The organism is Chromobacterium sp. HL1 (assembly GCF_057418835.1).
In genome coordinates, this window is sequence record NZ_CP162399.1 from 863,265 (window position 1) to 881,674 (window position 18,410).

An 18,410-nucleotide genomic window follows, 5' to 3' on the forward strand; every position below is an offset into this window, starting at 1 on the left:
GAGTTTTTTGCATTTCATCCTAAACTTTTGATCCATTTCCCAGATAAGACTTCTCGAATAATCTGATTTTCGAGAGGTCGCATAATGGTTGCAGTGGTGTCGGGCGTGGGTTTGGGCTTGCAGAACAGTTCGTTGGCGGCCTTGGGCGGGCAGGGTCAGTTGGGCGAGGCCGCCTTCGGCCGCGGCGGCGAACGGGTCTACGTCAACGCCGGCAACGGCAACCTGGTGCTGCAGCGCCGCGACGAATTCCTCGCCGGCAACGGGCTGCCGATCCAGCTGGTCCGCACCTATAACAGCCAGGGCCAGGGCGGCGACACCGGCAACTGGCGCCTGGGCTACAGCCGTCAGCTGTTCGACTTCAGCGGCGCCCCGGGCAGCGCCGGCTCGCAACTGCGCCGTCAGGCCGAGGACGGCAGCGACACCCTGTACCGCTACGACGCGGCGCGCGGCCTCTACCTGGCGCAAGGCGGCGCCGGGGCCGAAGACACCGTGCGCTGGGACGGCCAGGCCTGGATCTGGACCGACGGCGACAGCCAGAGCCAGGAGCGCTACGACGGCGCCGGCCGGCTGCAGCAAGTGCAAAGCCGCGACGGCCAGACCATCGCGCTGGGCTACGACGGCGCCGGCCGCATCGTCAGCCTGCACAGCGCCGACGGCGAGACGCTGTTCATCGACTACGACGCCCAGGGCCATCTGAGCCAGCTGCGCAGCGTGTACCGCGACGGCGAGCAGAACAAGACCCTGACCCGCACCCGCTACGGCTACGACGAGCAGAACCGGCTGAGCAGCGTCACCACCGACCTCAGCCCCGACGACAATAGCGTCGCCGACGGCCAGGTCTACACCACCCGCTATGTGTACGACGGCGCCAGCCAGCGGCTGGCCAGTCTGCAGCAGAGCGACGGCAGCCGGCTGGACTTCGCTTATGCGCAGGTGGACGGCGATTACCGCGTGCTCAGCGTCAGCGACGTGCGCGGCGAGCAGACGTTGACCACCACCTTCGACTACGACGCCGCGGGGCAGCGCACCGTGGTCCGCGACGCCGCCGGGCTGCGCACCGAACTGAACTACCGTGACGGCCTGTTGCAACAGGTGGCCGGCGGCGGCGTCGAGCAACGCTTCGACTACGACGGCCACGGCCGAGTCAGCGCGATCACCGACGGCCGCGGCCAAACCGCCCGTTTCGACTACGACGCCGCCGGCAACCGCGTCGGCGTGCGCGACGCGCAGAACCAGCAGACCCGACGCCGTTACAACGCCCAGAACCAGCTGCTGAGCGAAACCGTCGACGGCGCCGGCACCCGGCGCAACGTCTACGACGCCAGCGGCCTGCGGCTGCGCTTCAGCCTCAGCGCCGAAGGCCGGGTGGAAGAGCGCCGTTACGACGCCCAGGGCCGCGAAGTCAGCCGGCTGCTGTACCAGGGCGGCGTGTTCGCCGGCGCCGACGACGCCACCGGCGAAGCCGAACTGCAAGCCTGGGCGGCAAAGCAGGACCTGTCCCGCGTCGAACGCAGCGACACCGGCTACGACCTGCGCGGTCTGGTGGCCAGCACCACCCGCTACGCCACCCTGGACGCCGAGGGCAAGGGCGTGACCGACGGTCGGCACAGCAGCGTGCGCTATGTCTACGACCCGGCGGGCAATCTGCTGCAGAAGCTGGACGGCGTCAGCGGCGCGGTGCTGGCCGACTACCTCTACGACGGCCTGAACCGCGTGGTGCGCAGCCGGGACGGCGCGGGCGTGGCCACCACCACCGTCTACCAGGACGCGCAGCGGCAGACCCGGGTCAGCCTGAGCAACGGCCTGAGCACGGTGAGCAGCTACGACGCGGCCGGCCAGTTGCTGGCCGTGGTGCAGCAAGACGCCGGCGGCCCGCTGGGCACCGCGCGCAGCGAATACAATGCGCGCCACCAGCCGGTCAGGCTGATCGACGCCAACGGCGCCGCCAGCGTCCTGCTCTACGACGAACGCGGCCGCAAGGTCGGCCAGATCGATCCTGCCGGCGACGTCACCGAATGGCGCTACAACGGCAACGACCAGATCATCGCCAGCCTGCGCTACGCGACCCGGATCGACATCGCCCGGCTGAGCGGCGACCCGGCGGCGCTGTCGCTGGCCGCGCTGCGTCCGGCGGCGAATCCGGCGGAAGACCGCATCGAACGCCGGCTATACGACAGCCTGGGCCGCCTGGTCCAGACCGTGGACGCCGAAGGCGGCGTCGAGCGCCACCAATACGACGCCGCCGGCCGGCTGACCCGCAGCACCCGCTACGCCACGCGGCTGAGCGCCGAACAACTGGCGGCGCTGGCGAGCCAGCCCGGCGAACTGGACCCGGCCGACGTCCAACTGCAGCCGGCGGCCGATCCGGCCGGCGACCGCGTCAGCCGCCGCTACTACGACCGCGACGGCCTGCTGCTGGCCAGCCTGGACGGCGAAGGCTATCTGAGCGAAACCCGCTACGACGGCGCCGGCCGCGCGATCGAAACCGTGCGCTACGCGCAGCGCGCCCGCGCCGGCGACACGCTGGAGGCCCTGCGCCCGGCCAGCGACGGCGCCGACCAACGCACGCGCAGCCTGTACGACGGCGCCGGCCGGCTGGTGGGCCGGATCGACGCCGAAGGCTACCTCGACGAAACCGTTTACGACGCCCAAGGCCGCATTGCGCAAACGATACGCTACGCCACCCGCGTCGGCGGCGGCGACACGCTGGCCGCGCTGCGCCCGGCGGCCGACCGCAACGACCGCCAAGTGCAGCGCCAATACGACGCCGCCGACCGGCTGCTGCGCGAAGAACACCGGCCGAGTGGTCTGATCGTCCGCTACCAATACGACGCCCAAGGCCAAGTGATCGCCGTCACCCGCCAGGCCGGCGACGACGCGCGCAGCCAGCTCAAGCGCTACGACAGCCAGGGCCGGGTGACGCAAGAACTGGCCGGCGAAGGCGCCCAGGCGCTGGCCGCGCTCGGCGCCGACGCCGGCGCCCCGCAAATCGACGCCGTCTGGGCGCGCTGGGGCACTCGCCACTACTACAACGCCGGCGGCCAACGCACCGCCAGCCTGGGCCCCGACGGCCAGGGCGGTGCCGGCGCGCGCACCCTGTACTACTACGACGCCGCCGGCCGCCTCAGCCACACCCTCAACAGCCTGGGCGAAATCAGCGAAGTGCGCTACAACGCCTTCGGCGACGTCGTCGCCACCCAGCGTTACGCCACCCGGCTTGGCGCCGGCGCGCTGGCCGCGCTGAACGGCGGCAACCAAAGCGGCCTGCCCGGCGGGCTGAGCAGCGAGGCCGACCGCCTCGAAACCAGCCAATACAACCGGCTGGGCCAACGCCTCGCCGCCGGCGACCGGCTGGAAGCCGAACGCGAACAATGGCGCTACAACGCCTTCGGCGAAGCCGTGGCTTATCGGCAGCGGCTGGACGCCGCGCGCAGCAGCGTGCAGACCAGCGCCTACGACCGGCGCGGCCTGCTGCAAAGCCAGACCCGCGACGCCGAAGGACTGGCGCTGGGATCAAGCTCGAGCTACGACGCCTTCGGCCGGCAGACCGAGCGCGTCGACGCCAACGGCCACCGCAGCCGGATCGACTACGACAAACTGGGCCGCCAGATCAGCGTCCAGGACCCGCAAGGCGGCCGTCAAAGCCACGCCTACGACGCCTTCGGCCGGGTGCTGCGCCAGATCGACGCGCTGGGCCGCGCCACCACCACCGCCTACGACGAAGCCAGCGGCCGCGTCACCGTCACCCAGGCGGACGGCGTCCAGACCATCACCCAGAAGAACGGCCACGGCGACATCGTGCAACTGATCGACGGGCTGGGTCAGGCGACGACCTACCAATACAACCGCGACGGCCAAGTGCTGAGCACCACCACGCCGGCGGGGACCACCCGTAGCGGCTACGACAGCGCCGGTCATCAGATCGAGAGCGTCGACGCCAACGGCGCCCGCACCGTCTACCAATACGACGCGGCGGGCCGGGTGCTGCAACGCACCGTGGACCCGGACGGCCTGAAACTGAGCAGCCGCACCGAATACGACGCGGAGGGCCGCGTGCTGCGGCAAACCGAGCCCAACGGCCGGGTGACCGAACAGCGCTACGACGCGGCGGGCCGGCTGCACAGCCTGATCGTCGATCCGGACGGGCTCAAGCTGACGACCACCTACGGCTACGACGCCCAGGGACGGCAGATCCGGGTGACGGAAGCGGCGGGGACGGCGCAGGCGAAGACCACCGAATACGAATACGACGGCGCCGGTCGTCGGGTGCGGGAGACGGTGGACCCGGAGGGGCTGAAGCAGAGCACGGTGTATCAATACGACGGCCAGGGCAATGTGGTGTCCAAGACCGACGCGATGGGCAAAACCGCCCACTACATCTACGACGACAATGACCGCTTGCGTTACAGCCTCAATGTGCAAGGTCTGATGACGGAAACGGTATACGACGCGGCGGGGCAGGCGGTGCAAAGCCGACGCTACGCGACACCGGTATCGGTGTATGGCCTGAGCTCCACGCTGACGGCGGCTGAACTGGCGGGGCGGTTGATAACCCATGAGAAAGACCAGAGCACGCGCACGGTGTACGACGCGGCGGGCCGTCCGAGCCTGAGCATCGATGAGGCGGGCTATGTGACCGAGCGGCGTTACGACGCGGCGGGGCGGGTGACGGACACCATACGCTACGCTAAGCCGATTAGTGGCAACCTGGTGAGCTATCCGCATGGCGGCCCGGACTGGGCTGGCAGTGTGCAGAGCGTGAGTGCCCAACAAGTGGGCTTCCCTGGCAGCGGCGACGCTATTCTGCAACCGGATCGCGATAGCTACGCCAGCGGCATGATCGCGGTCAAGGAAGGCGAGGTCTACAGCTTCGAGATGGATGCCATCCGTGGCGGCACGGATGACGGCCGGACGCCGGCGCCGTTTGGCATTGGCTTCCAGTATTCGCTCGACGGTGTGAACTTCATCGACTCCTGGGTGGGGGCGAGCTATAGCGACGCTAGCCAAGCGGACCTCCAGCATGTGAAGGGCAGTTTGACGATTCCGCCGGGGATCAAAGGCGCACGGGTGTGGCTGCAGGTTGCTGCGGGTTGGGGGCAGACCAACCGCTGGTATGCGCGCAATGTGGAAGTGCGTCGTCAGGGGGGTAGCCAGGGCAATGAGGCGACCAATGCCGTGTCGCAGTGGGACGAGGTGGCGATACGGCGGCGCCTACTGACCTCGACGGTTGACCAAGTGACTCGCCAAAGCTACGACGCAGCGGGTCGCCCAACGTTGAGTCTAGACGCGCAGGGTTATGTGACTGAACGGCGTTACGACGCAGCGGGCAATATCACAGATACCATCCGCTACGCCAAGCCGATCAGCGGCAATTTAGTGAACCATCCGCATGGCGGTCCGAGCTGGGCTGGCAGCGTACAAGGCGTAAGAGCCAACGAGGTGGGCTTCCCAGGCAACGGCAAGGCCATCCTGCAGCCGGATCGCGACAGCTACGCCAGCGGTATGATCGCGGTCAAGGAAGGAGAGACCTACAGCTTTGGGATGGACGTCATCCGTGGCAGCATGGATGACGGCCGGACGCCGGCACCGTTCGGCATCGGCTTCCAGTACTCGAACGATGGTGTAAACTTTATCGACTCTTGGGTGGGGGCGAGTTATAGCGATGCTGGCCAGGCGGGCCTCCAGCATGTGCAGGGCCGCTTAACGATTCCACCAGGGATCAAAGGCGCGCGGGTGTGGCTGCAGGTTGCCGCGGGCTGGGGGCAAACCAATCGCTGGTACGCTCGCAATGTGGAAGTCCGCCGTGAAGGCGCAGCCCAGAGCCAGGAGGCGGCCACTGCCGTGTCACGGTGGGACGAGGCGGCGATTCGAGAGCGCCTGCTGACCTCGGCGGCCGACCAAGTCACCCACCAAAGCTACGATGCCGCCGGCCGCCTGATCCAGGAAACCCGCGGCGACGGCGGCAAGCTGGCCGCCGCCACCCGCTATCAACTGGACGCCAAAGGCAATCGCATTGCCGAAACCGACGCGGGCGGCCACACCACCCGCCGCGACTACGACCTGCTCGGCCGGCTGATCCGCGAAACCGACGCGCTGGGCGGCGTCACCGTCACCGAATACGACGCGGCCGGCAACGCGGTCAAGATCACCGACCCGCGCGGCTACAGCGGCTACAACTATTACGACGCGCTCGGCCGCCAGACCCTGCACATCGATCCCGAAGGCTACGCCACCGCCACCGAGTACGACGCGCTCGGTCATACCACCCGCATCACCCGCTACGCCCAGCGCGTCGACACCGCCGCGCTTAAACCCGGCCTGACGCCGACCCTGATCGTCGACGCCCAGCGCGACGCAGTGACCCGGATCGAACACGATGCGCTGGGACGGCAGACCCGCATCTTCGACGCCGAAGGCGGCGTCGAGCGGATGGCTTATGATGCTTTTAATAACAAGTTGAAATACTTCAACAAACTGGGCGGTACCTACCACTACATCTACGACGCGCAGGGCCGGGTGCTCAAAGAGACCAGTCCGTCGGGCATCGTCAAACGCTTCGAATACGACGGCTTCGGCAACCGCACGCTGCAAGTGGAAGCCGAAGGCAAGCCGGAGCAGCGCACCACCCGCTACCAATACGACGCCAACAACCGGCTGATCCGCCAGACCGGCGACGCGCTGCCGATCTACACCCTGGACGGCGGCGAAGCCACGGTCAGCCCCAGCCAAAGCTGGCGCTACGACGCCGCCGGCCGGCAGATCGAATTCACCGATGCCAACGGCAAGATCACCCGCAGCCGCTACGACGCGCTGGGGCGTAAAATGGCGGAGCGCAACGGCGACGGCGTGTTGAGCGAATGGGACTATGACGCGGCGGGCAACATCCTCGTCCAGCGCGTCTACGCCAGCCCGGTGGGCCTGTCGGCGGACGGCGGCGTGCCGGCGCCGGCGAATGCCGACGTTCGCGAAACCCGCTACGTCTACGACGGCAACAACCGCCTTAAGCGCACCATTGTGCCAGAGCAACAGGTTGTGGTTCTGCATCGTCAGCCAAACGACGATAACGGCGATAAAAGTAATTACGATATTTTGTCCCATACCGATCTGGTTAGCAGCCGCGAGTACGACGCTAATGGCAATGTAATTCGGGAAACCGACGCAAACGGGAATCTGGCGCATGCTCGTGGTGAAACCGGGCGCAGCATACACCGCTGGTATGACCGTGCCGGACGCAAGTTGCTGGAGGTGGATGCCGCTGGTTACGCTGTGGCTTGGAACTACAACGCCGCCGGCAAGCCGGTGAGAGAAACGCGCTATGCCGCCGCCGTGACGGTGCCGGCTGAGGGTATTACGCTGGATGCAGCGCGTGGTCTGCTCAAACCTGGTGCCCAAGACCGTGTCAGCGAGTTTGATTATGACCGCATGGGCAGGCTGGTGGAAGAACGTCGGCTGAATGTCGACTATTACGAGCAGGCTAGTCTGGATGTTTCTAGTAAGCCCGAAGAAGATGCTATTGCGCAAACCCGTCAGACCGGCACCGTGCGTACCCTGTATCGCTACAACGCTTTAGGGCTGCTGACGCAGAAAACCGATGCCAAGGGTGCTGTCACCGACATCCGCTACGATGCGTTGGGCCGCGAAGTCCATCGCGAGGAAGCGGTATTTATCGATCAGGCTGGGCAGAGCATAAGACCGACCACCGATACCAGCTACAACGATTTGAGCCTGACGACCAAGATTGTCAAGGCCGGAGTGGACGGCGTATTCAGCGAAACCCATTACAGCCTGGGCGGCCGTGCAGATTGGGCGCGGGATGCCGAAGGCAATATCACGTTCTACGACTACGATGCGGTGGGCAATGTGACGCGTACCCGCCGTGAGCGCAAGGAGGCGGCGGGAGGGCAGGATGTCACCCTGTATGCCTACAATGCGGCCAAATTGCAAACGGCTAAACAGGATGTCGCGACTGGGGTGTGGCAGGAGGTGAGCTACAACGCTTGGGGGCAAATCACAGGCAAGCGGACTAGTGTTAATCGTCAAGGAGCTTGGCAGGAGTTCAGTGAATATGACACCGCAGGTCGGCTGATTCGCGGCAACACGGGGGGGGTGACCAAACTGTATGGTTATGATGCCAACGGCAATGCCACGATGACGGTGGAGTCCGGCTCGGATAGCCAGAATTTGCTGCGTAGTCAAGATTTGCAATTGGTATTAAACAGGCTGGCGGACACCAAGAGCGCTAACTATCAGCAATATCTGAATGATTACCGCTTGAAGCTGGATGATTACGATGCGCGTAATCAGCACGTAGCCACTTATCAGCCAAAGATCGCCAACGCCACCGATACGCAGTCGGTACAAGTGAAGGCCTGGGAAGTGGCCAAGCCCTTAACCGGCAATGGAGATGCGGTAACAGTGGGGCCGGTGGAGACGAGAAAGCCTGTAATAACCAGCCCTATTGTTGGTGGTAGCGCGGATATCTCTAGTGGTGATGCGGCGAAAATATCTATTCTCGTTAAAGGCATGAGCTGGTGGTGGGATGGCTGGAAGGGGGGGGTAGAGCAGGTTAGCGCGAATGAAGTAGATGTTGAGGTAACACTGCCTGGTCCGTTAGATTTTTATGGGGATGGTCCAGTTGATTTGAAAATAAACGGCTTGGTTGGGTGGCAGGGAGTAACGCTTACAGATAGAAAAATTGCAACAGGTAACAAAATCAAGTTTTCATTCAGTTCTGTGTACTTTATGGTGAATGACTTGAAGTTCTCCATATCTCTTGTGAAATATACCGGAAATGGGGCGGTTGAAGTTGCGAAATTTAGTATCAATGGATCTGATGGTCCTACTGGGAGTCATAGGGTTGGAAGGTATGATGAGTATTATGATGATTTTACTATTTCAAAAAATATAACTGGTGGAGTGATGTCCGATGAAGTGTTGAGGAAAGTTTACTTTAAAAATCAACACCCCAAAGCCAGTAAACTATTGCTCTTGACTAGGCCGGTGGAAGGTTCTGCTGGTTGGCAGTCTACAAGTGTTCCTCCCATGCAAGTTAATGGAAAAAACCTAGGTGGATGGTTTATTCATGACTACTCTTCAATGGGGAAGGGTGATTATGAGTATCGCTATTTCTCATTGGATGATCAGGGAAAAGTGTGGAATGCCGAGCAAGGCCTGATGAAGATAGGCGATACACCATCTCTCGTTCCGGCAGGCTCTATTCCACTGAATGATGGCATTTACTCCTATATGGAGGCTGATGGGTCCTTGCATTTTTTGGGAGTGGATCCGACTGCGGTTCAAGCTAATATTGTTTTTCGCAAAAAAAATGAGGAATGGAGCAAGGTATTTAAGTTTGATAAGCCGTCGGAACAGATGAAGGACGGTCTTTTTGTTCTTGATCCCGCTCGCTATGGCTTAACCGTTGGTGATGAGTATGAGTATCAAGTGGAGTTTGTCGCCGGCGGATGGACTGATATGGGTATTTCCGGCAGGGTCCCAAAGCCGGTATGGGTGCTGCTTTTTCAAAAGCCTCTGAATAAAATTATGGGCCGCTTTCATCCTGGAGCGCCGCTGTCGGTCGTTCAGCCCGTTCCTTGGAGTAGCCAAAAGCAAATTGTTCATCTGATCAACCAGTCAACATTGGCGGCCAGTGGCAGCGTGCGTTTTCGTCCTGTGGGCAGCCAAGGTGATTACATTGTAAAAACATTGACGCCAAACGCTGACGGTCCTGGGCGTTTCGACTGGGATACCGGCGAAGATGGCATGCCGTCGGGGAACTACGAATTCGAATACCGGATTTTCAACTCGGGCGGCGACATGATCAATCGTCTGAGCGGACAACTGGCCTTGGGGGGCGACAAGGAGGTCAAACTGGATCAAAGCTCGGGCCTGACGCTGCCCTTGTATGTTCAGTTCGACCCCAAACAGGTAAATGCCATGCGGCTGGACCTGTCGTATCGCGTTAAAGGCGGCGCCGGCGACTGGGTACAGACTCAGACCATGCGTAATGCCGCCGGTAACTTTTTGCTCAATGTGGATGACTGGAAAGAGGGCGACTACGAGTACCGTTTTGTGCTGCGCGATGCTGCGGGGCAAGTGCTTAACGGCGCAGATGGCTCGGCTTTGGAAACTAGCGGCTACATCCATCGAGGTCGAACGAATAGCGAGCTCAAGAACGAGTCGTTGCAATGGGTTGTGGATAAGTCACTTTACAACGCAACTGTGGTGCGCCGCCAAGTCTACAACGCCTTCGGCGAAGTGATTAGCGAAACCGATGGTGCCGGCAATAGCATTCGCACTGAATACAATACGGCCGGCAAGCTGGTCGCCAAGCGCGAAGCTGCGCTCAAGTTGCGCGACGACAACGGCGATGTGCTGAAGAATATCGACGGCAGCGACAAACTGGGCGACGAAGCTGTTACGCGTTACGGCTATGACGCGGTGGGAAATTTGGTGTCCAGCATAGACGCCAATGGGCATGAAAACCGCCAGCGTTGGCTGGCAGGCAGCCAGGAGGGGCAGGGCAAGGTACTGCGTGAACGCCATGCAGATGGCAGCAGCAAGGAAATGGCTTACGACAGCCTGGGCAATCTGCGCATCGTTACAGTTAATGGCCAGCGCCAACAAGATTATCAATACGACAAGCTTGGCCGCCTCAAGCGGCTGGACCGCGCTCAGCGGGTGGACGGCAGCCGTGGTTATGACGAGTACGACTATGATAGCGCTGGACAGCGAATTGCCCACCGTACAAGCGACGGCAAGACGGTGTTTGCGGAGGCGACGCGTTACGACAGCTTGGGCCGGGTGTTGGAAACGGTCAGCGCGGCCTCTCGCCATACCACTTACAGCTATGCCTGGGATGCTCAGTTGAAGGGTGCCGGCGGCATTGTGGTGGGCGGTTGGCGAACTACCACCACCAACGCCAACAATATGACCATGCAGGATGCGGTGGATTTGTTCGGCCTCAAGAGCGAACACCGTGATCTGGGCGGCCGGGTGACTCAGTACCAGTACAACAACGCGGGCCAGTTGATTCGCCAACAGAGCGATAAAGGCCAGAATATCCTGTACACCTACTATGGCAATGGCAATCTGCAGGGCATGGAGGATAGGGCTGCTAATCGTTTTACGCTGTATGGCTACGACGACGACGGCCGTAAAAACTATGAGGCTTACGCCAGCGGTCCGGACCGCGACCACCTGACGTTCTACCAACAGTCCGTTATGCGCTACGACGAACGCGGCCGGGTGATCGAAATCAAGGATCCTCGTTTCCTCAGCCGCTATCAGTACGATGCGGTGGGCAACCGTCAGCGCGTCTACAGCGAATATCAGGATGGCAAGGATGGCAGCAAGCAAGTGCAGGACAACTGGTACGCCTATGATGCGATGAACCGTTTCACCGTAACCCAGGGCAGCCGTGACGCCTCCGGCAATATTATGGCGGGCAGCCGCGGTATCCGGATCGAGTGCGATGGCTTCGGGCAACGGGCCAAGGCGAGCAATGGCGGCGATGGCACGGTGGAAACGTACAGTTACACCGCAGACGGTTTTCTGACGGATACCCAGATCAACGGCAAGCTGGCGTATCGGCGCAGCAATGACTTGTTGGGCCGGGTGACCGATGCGGAAAGCTTTAGCTGGGATGGCCAGGCCAAGGCCCGCAAGACGCATACGGATTACGACGCGGACAACAAAATGCTGCGGCAGGTGGTGGACGGTAAAGCGACCAAATACGGCTTGATGGCAGACGGAACCTTGAAATCCACTCAGCAAGAGGACACCACCACAGTCACCACCTATTACGAGTACGAATGGTGGGATGAGGCCAAGCAATCCAAGATTACCGCTCAACCGTACAACAAAGATGCGCCGGATTGGCGGCCTGGGATCTCGCATTTGACCTACGATGTCAACGGTCACCTGAAAGAGGCTATCGACGAACAGGGTCAGCGCAGCCTGCGTTACATCAACGATGCCCAAGGGGTGGTGATTCGACGCGAGGAACTGGATAAGCAAAGCGTTTACAAGCGCCAAGACTATTACTACGTTGACGGCAAGCAAGTGGGCGCGGTGGGCAATGATGGCCCAAGTCGCATGGACTTTGCGCAAGCATTGGCCCAAGGCCAACTGGGCGGCAAGAAAGACCAGTACCGCTTTGGCGTGGCGGTGAGCAGCGCCGACTTTGATCAGAACTACGAACCAATTGCCCCCAATTATCCGGGACAGGCCCCAAGCACGGTAACCGTGCGTGGTGGTGATACGCTGCAGAGTTTGGCTGCAGGGCTGTGGGGCGACAAGTCGCTGTGGTATTTGCTGGCCGACGCCAATGGTCTGACCGGCAGCGAGACCTTGGCTGCAGGTCAGGCGCTGCGGGTGCCGAATAAAGTCACCAACCTTCACAACAGCAGCGGCACCTACCGAGTGTATAGCCCGGGTGAGGCGATTGGCGATGTGACCCCGACGCTGCCGGATCCGCCGCCGCCGCCGCCTCGTTCGGGCGGGGGCGGTTGCGGTGGCTTGGGAACCTTCATCGTCATGGTGATAGTGATGGTGGTGGCCTACTATGTCGGTCCCTTGGTGTCCAGTTGGCTGACTGGAGGGGCCGGTGCGGCAGGAGCGGGAGCCGCCGGCGCAAGCGGAGCTGCGGCCGGCGCGGGAACGGCCGGGGCAACCGCCGCGGGGGCGGGAGCCACGGCGGCTGGCTCAACGGCTGCCGCAGGAACGGCGGGAGCATGGGGCGCAACCGTGGCGGGCAGTTCGATCACTTACGCCGAGATTGCCGGCGCGGTTGTCGGCGGCGCAGCGGGTTCAGCTGCCGGACAAGGCGCTGCCATGGCGATGGGCATGCAGGATCGCTTTTCCTGGCAGCAGGTGGGGCTGTCCGCCATCACCGCCGGGGCGATGCGTTATACCGGCGGGGTCAATCTCTTTGCGGATAAAGCCTTCAATTCCGCAGCGCAGGCCATGGTGGGCAGCACCTTGGCGCAAGGCGTGGCCATGGCTACGGGTTTGCAAAAATCATTTAACTGGACTGCGGTGGGCGTAGCCGGGGTGGCGGCTTGGGCGACCAGCGGCATCAAGCCGGACGGAGAGATGAACTCCTTTGCCAATGTGGGCTATGGCACCGTGCGCGGCATGGTTGGCGGCGCTATCCAATCTGTATTGGGAGAGAATCACCAGCCGAACTGGAGCGACCTGGCGGCTAATTCGTTTGGCAGCGCGCTAGGCGACCAGGTGGTGAGCGGTATTCAGAAACGGGATGAGCAGCCCAAGCCTAAGCCAGAAGCAGAGCGCATGGCTCAAGCAATGGAGGAGATGCTGATCGAGGCCAAGCAAAGCCGCTACGACAAGCGTGGAGTGATGGTGGCGGATGCCAGCAAGTGGCAGCGCGGGCAAGAGGTGATGAGTGATGCCGGGTCGGGCTACTCGGTGGATGGCAATGAGGCAAGGTTGCCGACGGTGTCGGTGGTGGCGGAGAGGCCCCGATACGGTCTTGAAGCTCTGGGTTACAGGAGTGGTGCTGATACGGTCAGTGATTTGGGTAGTGCGTTGTGGAATGCCGGCTTGAATTTGGTAGAGGGCAGCGCTAACCTCTTTGGCGGCTTTGCCTTGCCGGGGGGCAGCGACTATGTCCCCTTCTTGGATTCATTCCGCTCAACTTATAAAGATGCTGAGTTTGGCCAGGTGATGGAGGTGGGAATCGGGTTGGGTGCCGGAGGCCTGGGGGGCATGCGGGCGGCAACCCGGGTGGGTAAAGAAGGGGTAGAAGTCCTGGGTGCGGTTAAGGCATATCGTGTTGAAGGAACCCCGAACCAGAGGTTTGTAATCAGTGAGTATGGGCAAGTTTCGTTAGTGCCTGGCAATAATTCAGTTGTTTGGTTGAATTTTGGTCAAGAAGGCCGAGCGACCCAGTATCTTCAGACTAAGATTGAGAAGGGGTTGCCAGGGGCAGAGTTGAAGTCGTTCGACGTTGATTTGAATTTGGTGAAAAAAATTCGTACAGAAGCAGTGCCAGAACGATTTGCTCGTCAATATCCAGACAAGCCAATTGTTAGTAGGGATCCATATCCTGATCAGTTTGGGTTGCCAAAGGCTTATTTTGATGAGCTGATGAAATCAATTAGTCAAGGAACCGGTAGAATTGGAAAATAAAGTTGAGCTTGAGAGAATTAAGTTAAGGAGTTCGCTTGATTCAATGCCAGCTAATCCATGGGAATTTAATGTTGACTTGGGTGCTGATCCTGAGGGGGCAATGGAAAAGTTGATGACTATAGTAAGTATGATCGCGGAGCAGTCAGTAAGAAATTGGCCATCTGATGATGAGTGGAAAGCAATGCTCCCTGATTGGCTAAAACGTGAAATACCAGAGCTTTCAAAGGAAGAAACAGATAAGTTACTTGCCATAACTCCTCAGCAAAACTGGGATTCTTTACCGTGGGAATTTTTATCTTGGCTTGATGCCATTCGTGATCGAGGATGGCGGTGGTGGGGATACCAACAGGACGAATCAATGGCAACGATTGTGCTGCATATAGCTATGTTTCCAGAGCGCATTGATGCTTTTAGAGAACTGCTTCGTGCTGTAGGTATGAATATCACTGATGAGCGTTATATAGCGTTACCCTAGCAAGTAGGGTGGGCAAGCCAAAAGGCTTGCCCACGCGGCACCTTGGCAACACGACCTTTGGCAGCGCCGTAACTTATAAGCCCAAGCCTCCCCAAAGCCCCTTCCCGGGGCTTTGGTCGTTTATAAGGCTCAAGCCAGTTCCTGCATCTGCATCGTGGTTTGCTGCAAGCGGTGGGCGAAGGGTTCCAGCAGGCAATACACCTGCTCGCATTCCAGCGTGTCTAGCTTGGATTGCTCCAGCATTGCCGCCAGCGCCGACAAGGCGGTGCTGACTTGATTGAATTCCAGGCTGATTAGATGAAGGTTGTGATCGAAGTGTTCGCAGTACTCGTCGAGTTGCCGCAATAGCGGGTCAATCGGGTGGAGCGTGGCATCCTGCTGACGCAAGCTTTTCAGTTGGAAAAGCAAAGTGGAGAGAGAAGGGATGTGGTGGGAATGAGCATGAACGGGGCTAGTCATGACGACTCCTTACTGAGCGTTAAACCTGCCCCCTTAGCTGCCAAGCGTGGAGACAGGCGCGTGGCAGGGTTGGCAGACCGGCAGTAAGGACCCGGCGCGTGCAAGCACGCCCCCACCACGGCCAGCCTTAGCGTAAGACTTACCCTGTGGTGTGCAACGGACGTAAAAATGCCGCGTGCGGCGGCTGTCCGCCTTACTGGTTCGAGCTGCCAAGCCCGGTGCTGAGTCACAGCACGGCCGGATTATCACGTGCTTGCGGCGGGGAGGCAAGGGGCTTGCGTCGTGCCAGACCCTAGCGCGTGTCCGCGTGGCTTGCGGCGGGGATGGCGTAACGGAGCTGCTCTTTGCGCCTTGCTGTATCCTTCTTTACTTCTGGCGATGGACGGCTTCGCCACCGCGTTTCAACCAGATCCGTGTGGCGTTTTGAAGAGCTTGTCGGGAGCCCCTCGTTTGGCGGCCACAGGGGGTTTGTGTCTGTTCCTTGTCTGTTCTTCCCTGTCTGCTGGCTGCCCTCTATTAAGTGGGCGGCCATCGTTTTACTCTTGTTTCCCCTGGTTTCATGCCTGCCGTACTGTCCGGCCACGCTTAGGCGCTGCCGCAGTCGGCATGAGGGTGCGCTTTCTCCTTCTTGCTGCGTTACTACCGGGTTGAGAAGTTTCTGCAATATCTGTCAAGGCGCCGGAGGTGGTGTGAAGGGGGGGCTTTGCTCTCTGCCTTGCCTGGGATTTGTAAGAATCTATTCAAAGTCTGTTGCATTTCGTCAGACATCGCACGGTGAGTACAGCATTCGAAATGCTCATATAGCGCTTGTGCAGTCCGCTGTCTCAGCGGTTTTCTCCTCATCTCACTCTTGTCCGAGAGATTTTGAACAGGTTCTAAGCCGCTGTGCGCTTGAATGGTTGCCGTTATATCGCGGTTTAATCTTGGCGGCGGCTTTGCATGGCGTGATTTTTACTGCTGATAAAGAAGCTGAACTCATGATTACAGCGGCTGAAAATGGCTGAAATTTTGAATTTGTACTTAAAAATCATGCATTTAAATTGGGTTTTCTGTGTTTGTAAATATTGTCATGGTATGTTGTAAAAAAGTATGAATATCGTTAATATCCGTATCATTTGTGCGGTTTGGTTGTTTTTGCGTTGATTGCGCATCAAAAACCAGGCCGCCGCATGAGGGCGGGTGGAATGACGGGCGATCAATCACTGCAGTTGATGTCGCAAATGATGTGGATGGCCTTGGCCATTGCCGGCCCCGTGCTGTTGTTCAGCCTGGTGGTGGGCATCTTGGTTAGCGTGATCCAGGTAGTGACCCAGATCCAGGATGCCTCTTTGGCTTTCGTGCCCAAGTTGCTGGCGGTATTCGCGGCCCTGCTGTTGTTTGGCCCGTGGATGCTGAAGTCGCTGGTGAACTACGCCGCGGGCGTGATCGGCAGTATCCCGTCCTTGTTCTGAAACGCTTCTCAATGTCTTTTCCCCTGGATTTGGCCTGGCTATACGCCTCTTTTTTGCTGTCGCTGCGTTTGGCGCCGGTCTTGTTGCTAACGCCGGTGATAGGCGCGGCCAATGTGCCCGGGGTGGTACGCGGCTTGCTGGGTTTGAGCCTGGCGGCGCTGATGACGTACGGCCTGGGGTTGAGGCTGGCTTTGCCCGCCAATGGCTGGGTGCTGGCCGGGCAGGCTTTGACCGAGTTGTTCATCGGCGCCGTGCTTGGTTTTGGCGTGCAGTGCGCGTTTGGCGCGCTGGCGTTTGCGGGACGTTTGTTGGATACCCAGATCGGCTTTGGCTTGTCGGGCGTGATCAATCCGTTGACGAAGCAATCCGGCGCGGCCATGGGCCTGGCGTTCGAGCTGCTGGCGGTGGCGTACGTCTATGCGGTGAACGGGCACCACATGTTGTTGCAGGCGATGGTCTTTTTGTTGGAGGCCCTGCCTGTGGGCGAGCCGGTCAGCCTGCTGCTGGCGGAGCGGGCGCTGGGGCAGTTTGGCGTGCTGTTTGCGTTGGCGCTTTCATTGGCGGCGCCGCTGTTGATCGCCTTGTTCGCCATTGATGTGGGCGTGGCGCTGATTTCCCGCTCCATGCCTCAGTTCAATGCTTTCGTGATGGCCATGCCGGTGAAGGTGGGCGTGGGCCTGGCGGTGCTGGCGGTGATCTTGCCGCGTTTGGGCGGTTTTTTTGAACGCTGGTTTGCCTCGATATTGAATTATCTGGCGAGCTTCCAGGGGAGCTAGGTGGCGGAGCAAGAGCAGGACCGGTCGGAAGAGGCGACGCCGCATAAGCGCGAGGAGGCCCGCAAGAAGGGGTCGGTGGCGCGCAGTCAGGATGTCTTGGGCGTGGTGTCGGCCCTGACCCTGTTGCTGGCGCTGATGGCCTTGGGTCCCGGCATGGCGCGGCATTGTCTTGGTCTGTTCTCTCTGTTGTTGTCGCATGCGGGGGAGTGGTCGTTTGCGCAGCAGGCCTTGTCGGTGTGGATGCGGCAATTGGCGCTGGAGTTGTTTCAGACCCTGCTTCCCTTATGGCTGTTGTTGGCGCTGACGGCGGGCGTGGCCGGAGCCGCTCAAGTGGGGCTGCTGTTCTCCACGGAGCCCTTGAAGCCGGATTGGCAGAAGCTCAATCCGATGGAGGGTTTAAAGCGCTTGTTTACCTTGAGATCCGTGTTTGAGGCGGCGAAGTCCAGCATCAAGTTTCTGGCTTTCTCTCTGGTGCTGTACTGGATCATCCGGGAGATGCTGCCGGACTGGCTGTTGTTGACCGGCGCGGGGCCGGGCCGGGTGGCTGCGGCCACCGGCAACGCCCTGCTGCAAGTGCTGCGTTATATGGCCTTGGTCATGTTGTTGGCGGCGGTGGTGGATTGGCTGTTTGTGAAGCGCACGCTCAGCAAGAAGCTGCGGATGTCCAAGCGCGAGGTGAAGGAAGAGTACAAGCGGCGCGAAGGCGACCCGCGGATCAAGTCCAAGCTGAAGGAAATCCGCCAGCAGTTTTTGCAAAAGACGCGCGCCGCGTCGCGGGTGCCTGAGGCGGATGTGCTGGTGGTGAACCCCCGCCATCTGGCGCTGGCGATCCAGTACCAGCGCGGCAAGATGGCGGCGCCGATGCTGCTGGCCAAGGGGGCCGGCGAGATGGCTTTGAAGATGAAAGAGACCGCCAGGCGGCATGGCGTGCCGATTCTGGAGAACCGGCCGTTGGCGCGCGGTTTGTTTCGCGATGTGGATGTGGATGAATGGATTCCCGATGCTTATTTCAGCGATGTGGCCAAGGCGCTGGTTTGGGCGTTTCGGGTCAAGAAGGGTTGAACCGCCGGAGACAGGCGGTGTTGCGATGGCGTT

The 18,410-nt window shown here is 60.6% G+C and carries 6 protein-coding genes; 5 read left to right on the forward strand and 1 reads right to left on the reverse strand.

Annotation, left to right across the window (positions count from 1 at the left end):
* Positions 1-84 precede the first annotated feature (84 nt).
* Together AB1Z25_RS03990 and AB1Z25_RS03995 are read left to right on the forward strand one after the other, a co-directional pair.
* Entirely contained in the window at positions 85-14,154 is a 14,070-nt protein-coding gene (locus AB1Z25_RS03990; RefSeq protein ID WP_486636603.1) for a hypothetical protein, read from the forward strand.
* Entirely contained in the window at positions 14,144-14,629 is a 486-nt protein-coding gene (locus AB1Z25_RS03995) for a hypothetical protein (RefSeq protein WP_253314319.1), read from the forward strand. The genes AB1Z25_RS03990 and AB1Z25_RS03995 overlap by 11 nt, the downstream gene beginning before the upstream one ends.
* 129 nt (positions 14,630-14,758) lie before the next feature.
* Here the strand turns inward: AB1Z25_RS03995 and AB1Z25_RS04000 are convergent, their stop codons facing one another.
* Positions 14,759-15,088 (reverse strand): hypothetical protein, encoded by a 330-nt coding sequence (locus AB1Z25_RS04000; RefSeq protein WP_486636604.1) that lies wholly within the window; start codon positions 15,086-15,088, stop codon positions 14,759-14,761.
* A 1,184-nt stretch (positions 15,089-16,272) separates the two neighbouring features.
* Here AB1Z25_RS04000 and fliQ point away from each other — a divergent pair.
* Genes fliQ through AB1Z25_RS04015 form a run of 3 tightly spaced genes read left to right on the forward strand, consistent with a single transcriptional unit; the run spans position 16,273 to position 18,377 of the window.
* A complete protein-coding gene (gene fliQ / locus AB1Z25_RS04005; protein ID WP_107731646.1) occupies positions 16,273-16,539 on the forward strand; it encodes a flagellar biosynthesis protein FliQ in 267 nt (88 codons plus the stop codon).
* A gap of 11 nt (positions 16,540-16,550) precedes the next feature.
* Entirely contained in the window at positions 16,551-17,315 is a 765-nt protein-coding gene (locus AB1Z25_RS04010) for a flagellar biosynthetic protein FliR (RefSeq protein WP_253314317.1), read from the forward strand.
* Positions 17,316-18,377 carry an EscU/YscU/HrcU family type III secretion system export apparatus switch protein gene (locus AB1Z25_RS04015; protein ID WP_486636605.1) on the forward strand — a complete coding sequence of 354 codons (1,062 nt, stop codon included), beginning with the start codon at positions 17,316-17,318 and terminating at the stop codon, positions 18,375-18,377.
* Positions 18,378-18,410 lie beyond the last annotated feature (33 nt).

Bases quoted from the DNA above. Each gene is read 5' to 3' on its own strand.
- AB1Z25_RS04000 (WP_486636604.1), bottom strand. From the start codon at position 15,088: ATGACTAGCCCCGTTCATGCTCATTCCCACCACATCCCTTCTCTCTCC.
- AB1Z25_RS03990 (WP_486636603.1), top strand. From the start codon at position 85: ATGGTTGCAGTGGTGTCGGGCGTGGGTTTGGGCTTGCAGAACAGTTCG.
- AB1Z25_RS04010 (WP_253314317.1), top strand. From the start codon at position 16,551: ATGTCTTTTCCCCTGGATTTGGCCTGGCTATACGCCTCTTTTTTGCTG.
- fliQ (WP_107731646.1), top strand. From the start codon at position 16,273: ATGACGGGCGATCAATCACTGCAGTTGATGTCGCAAATGATGTGGATG.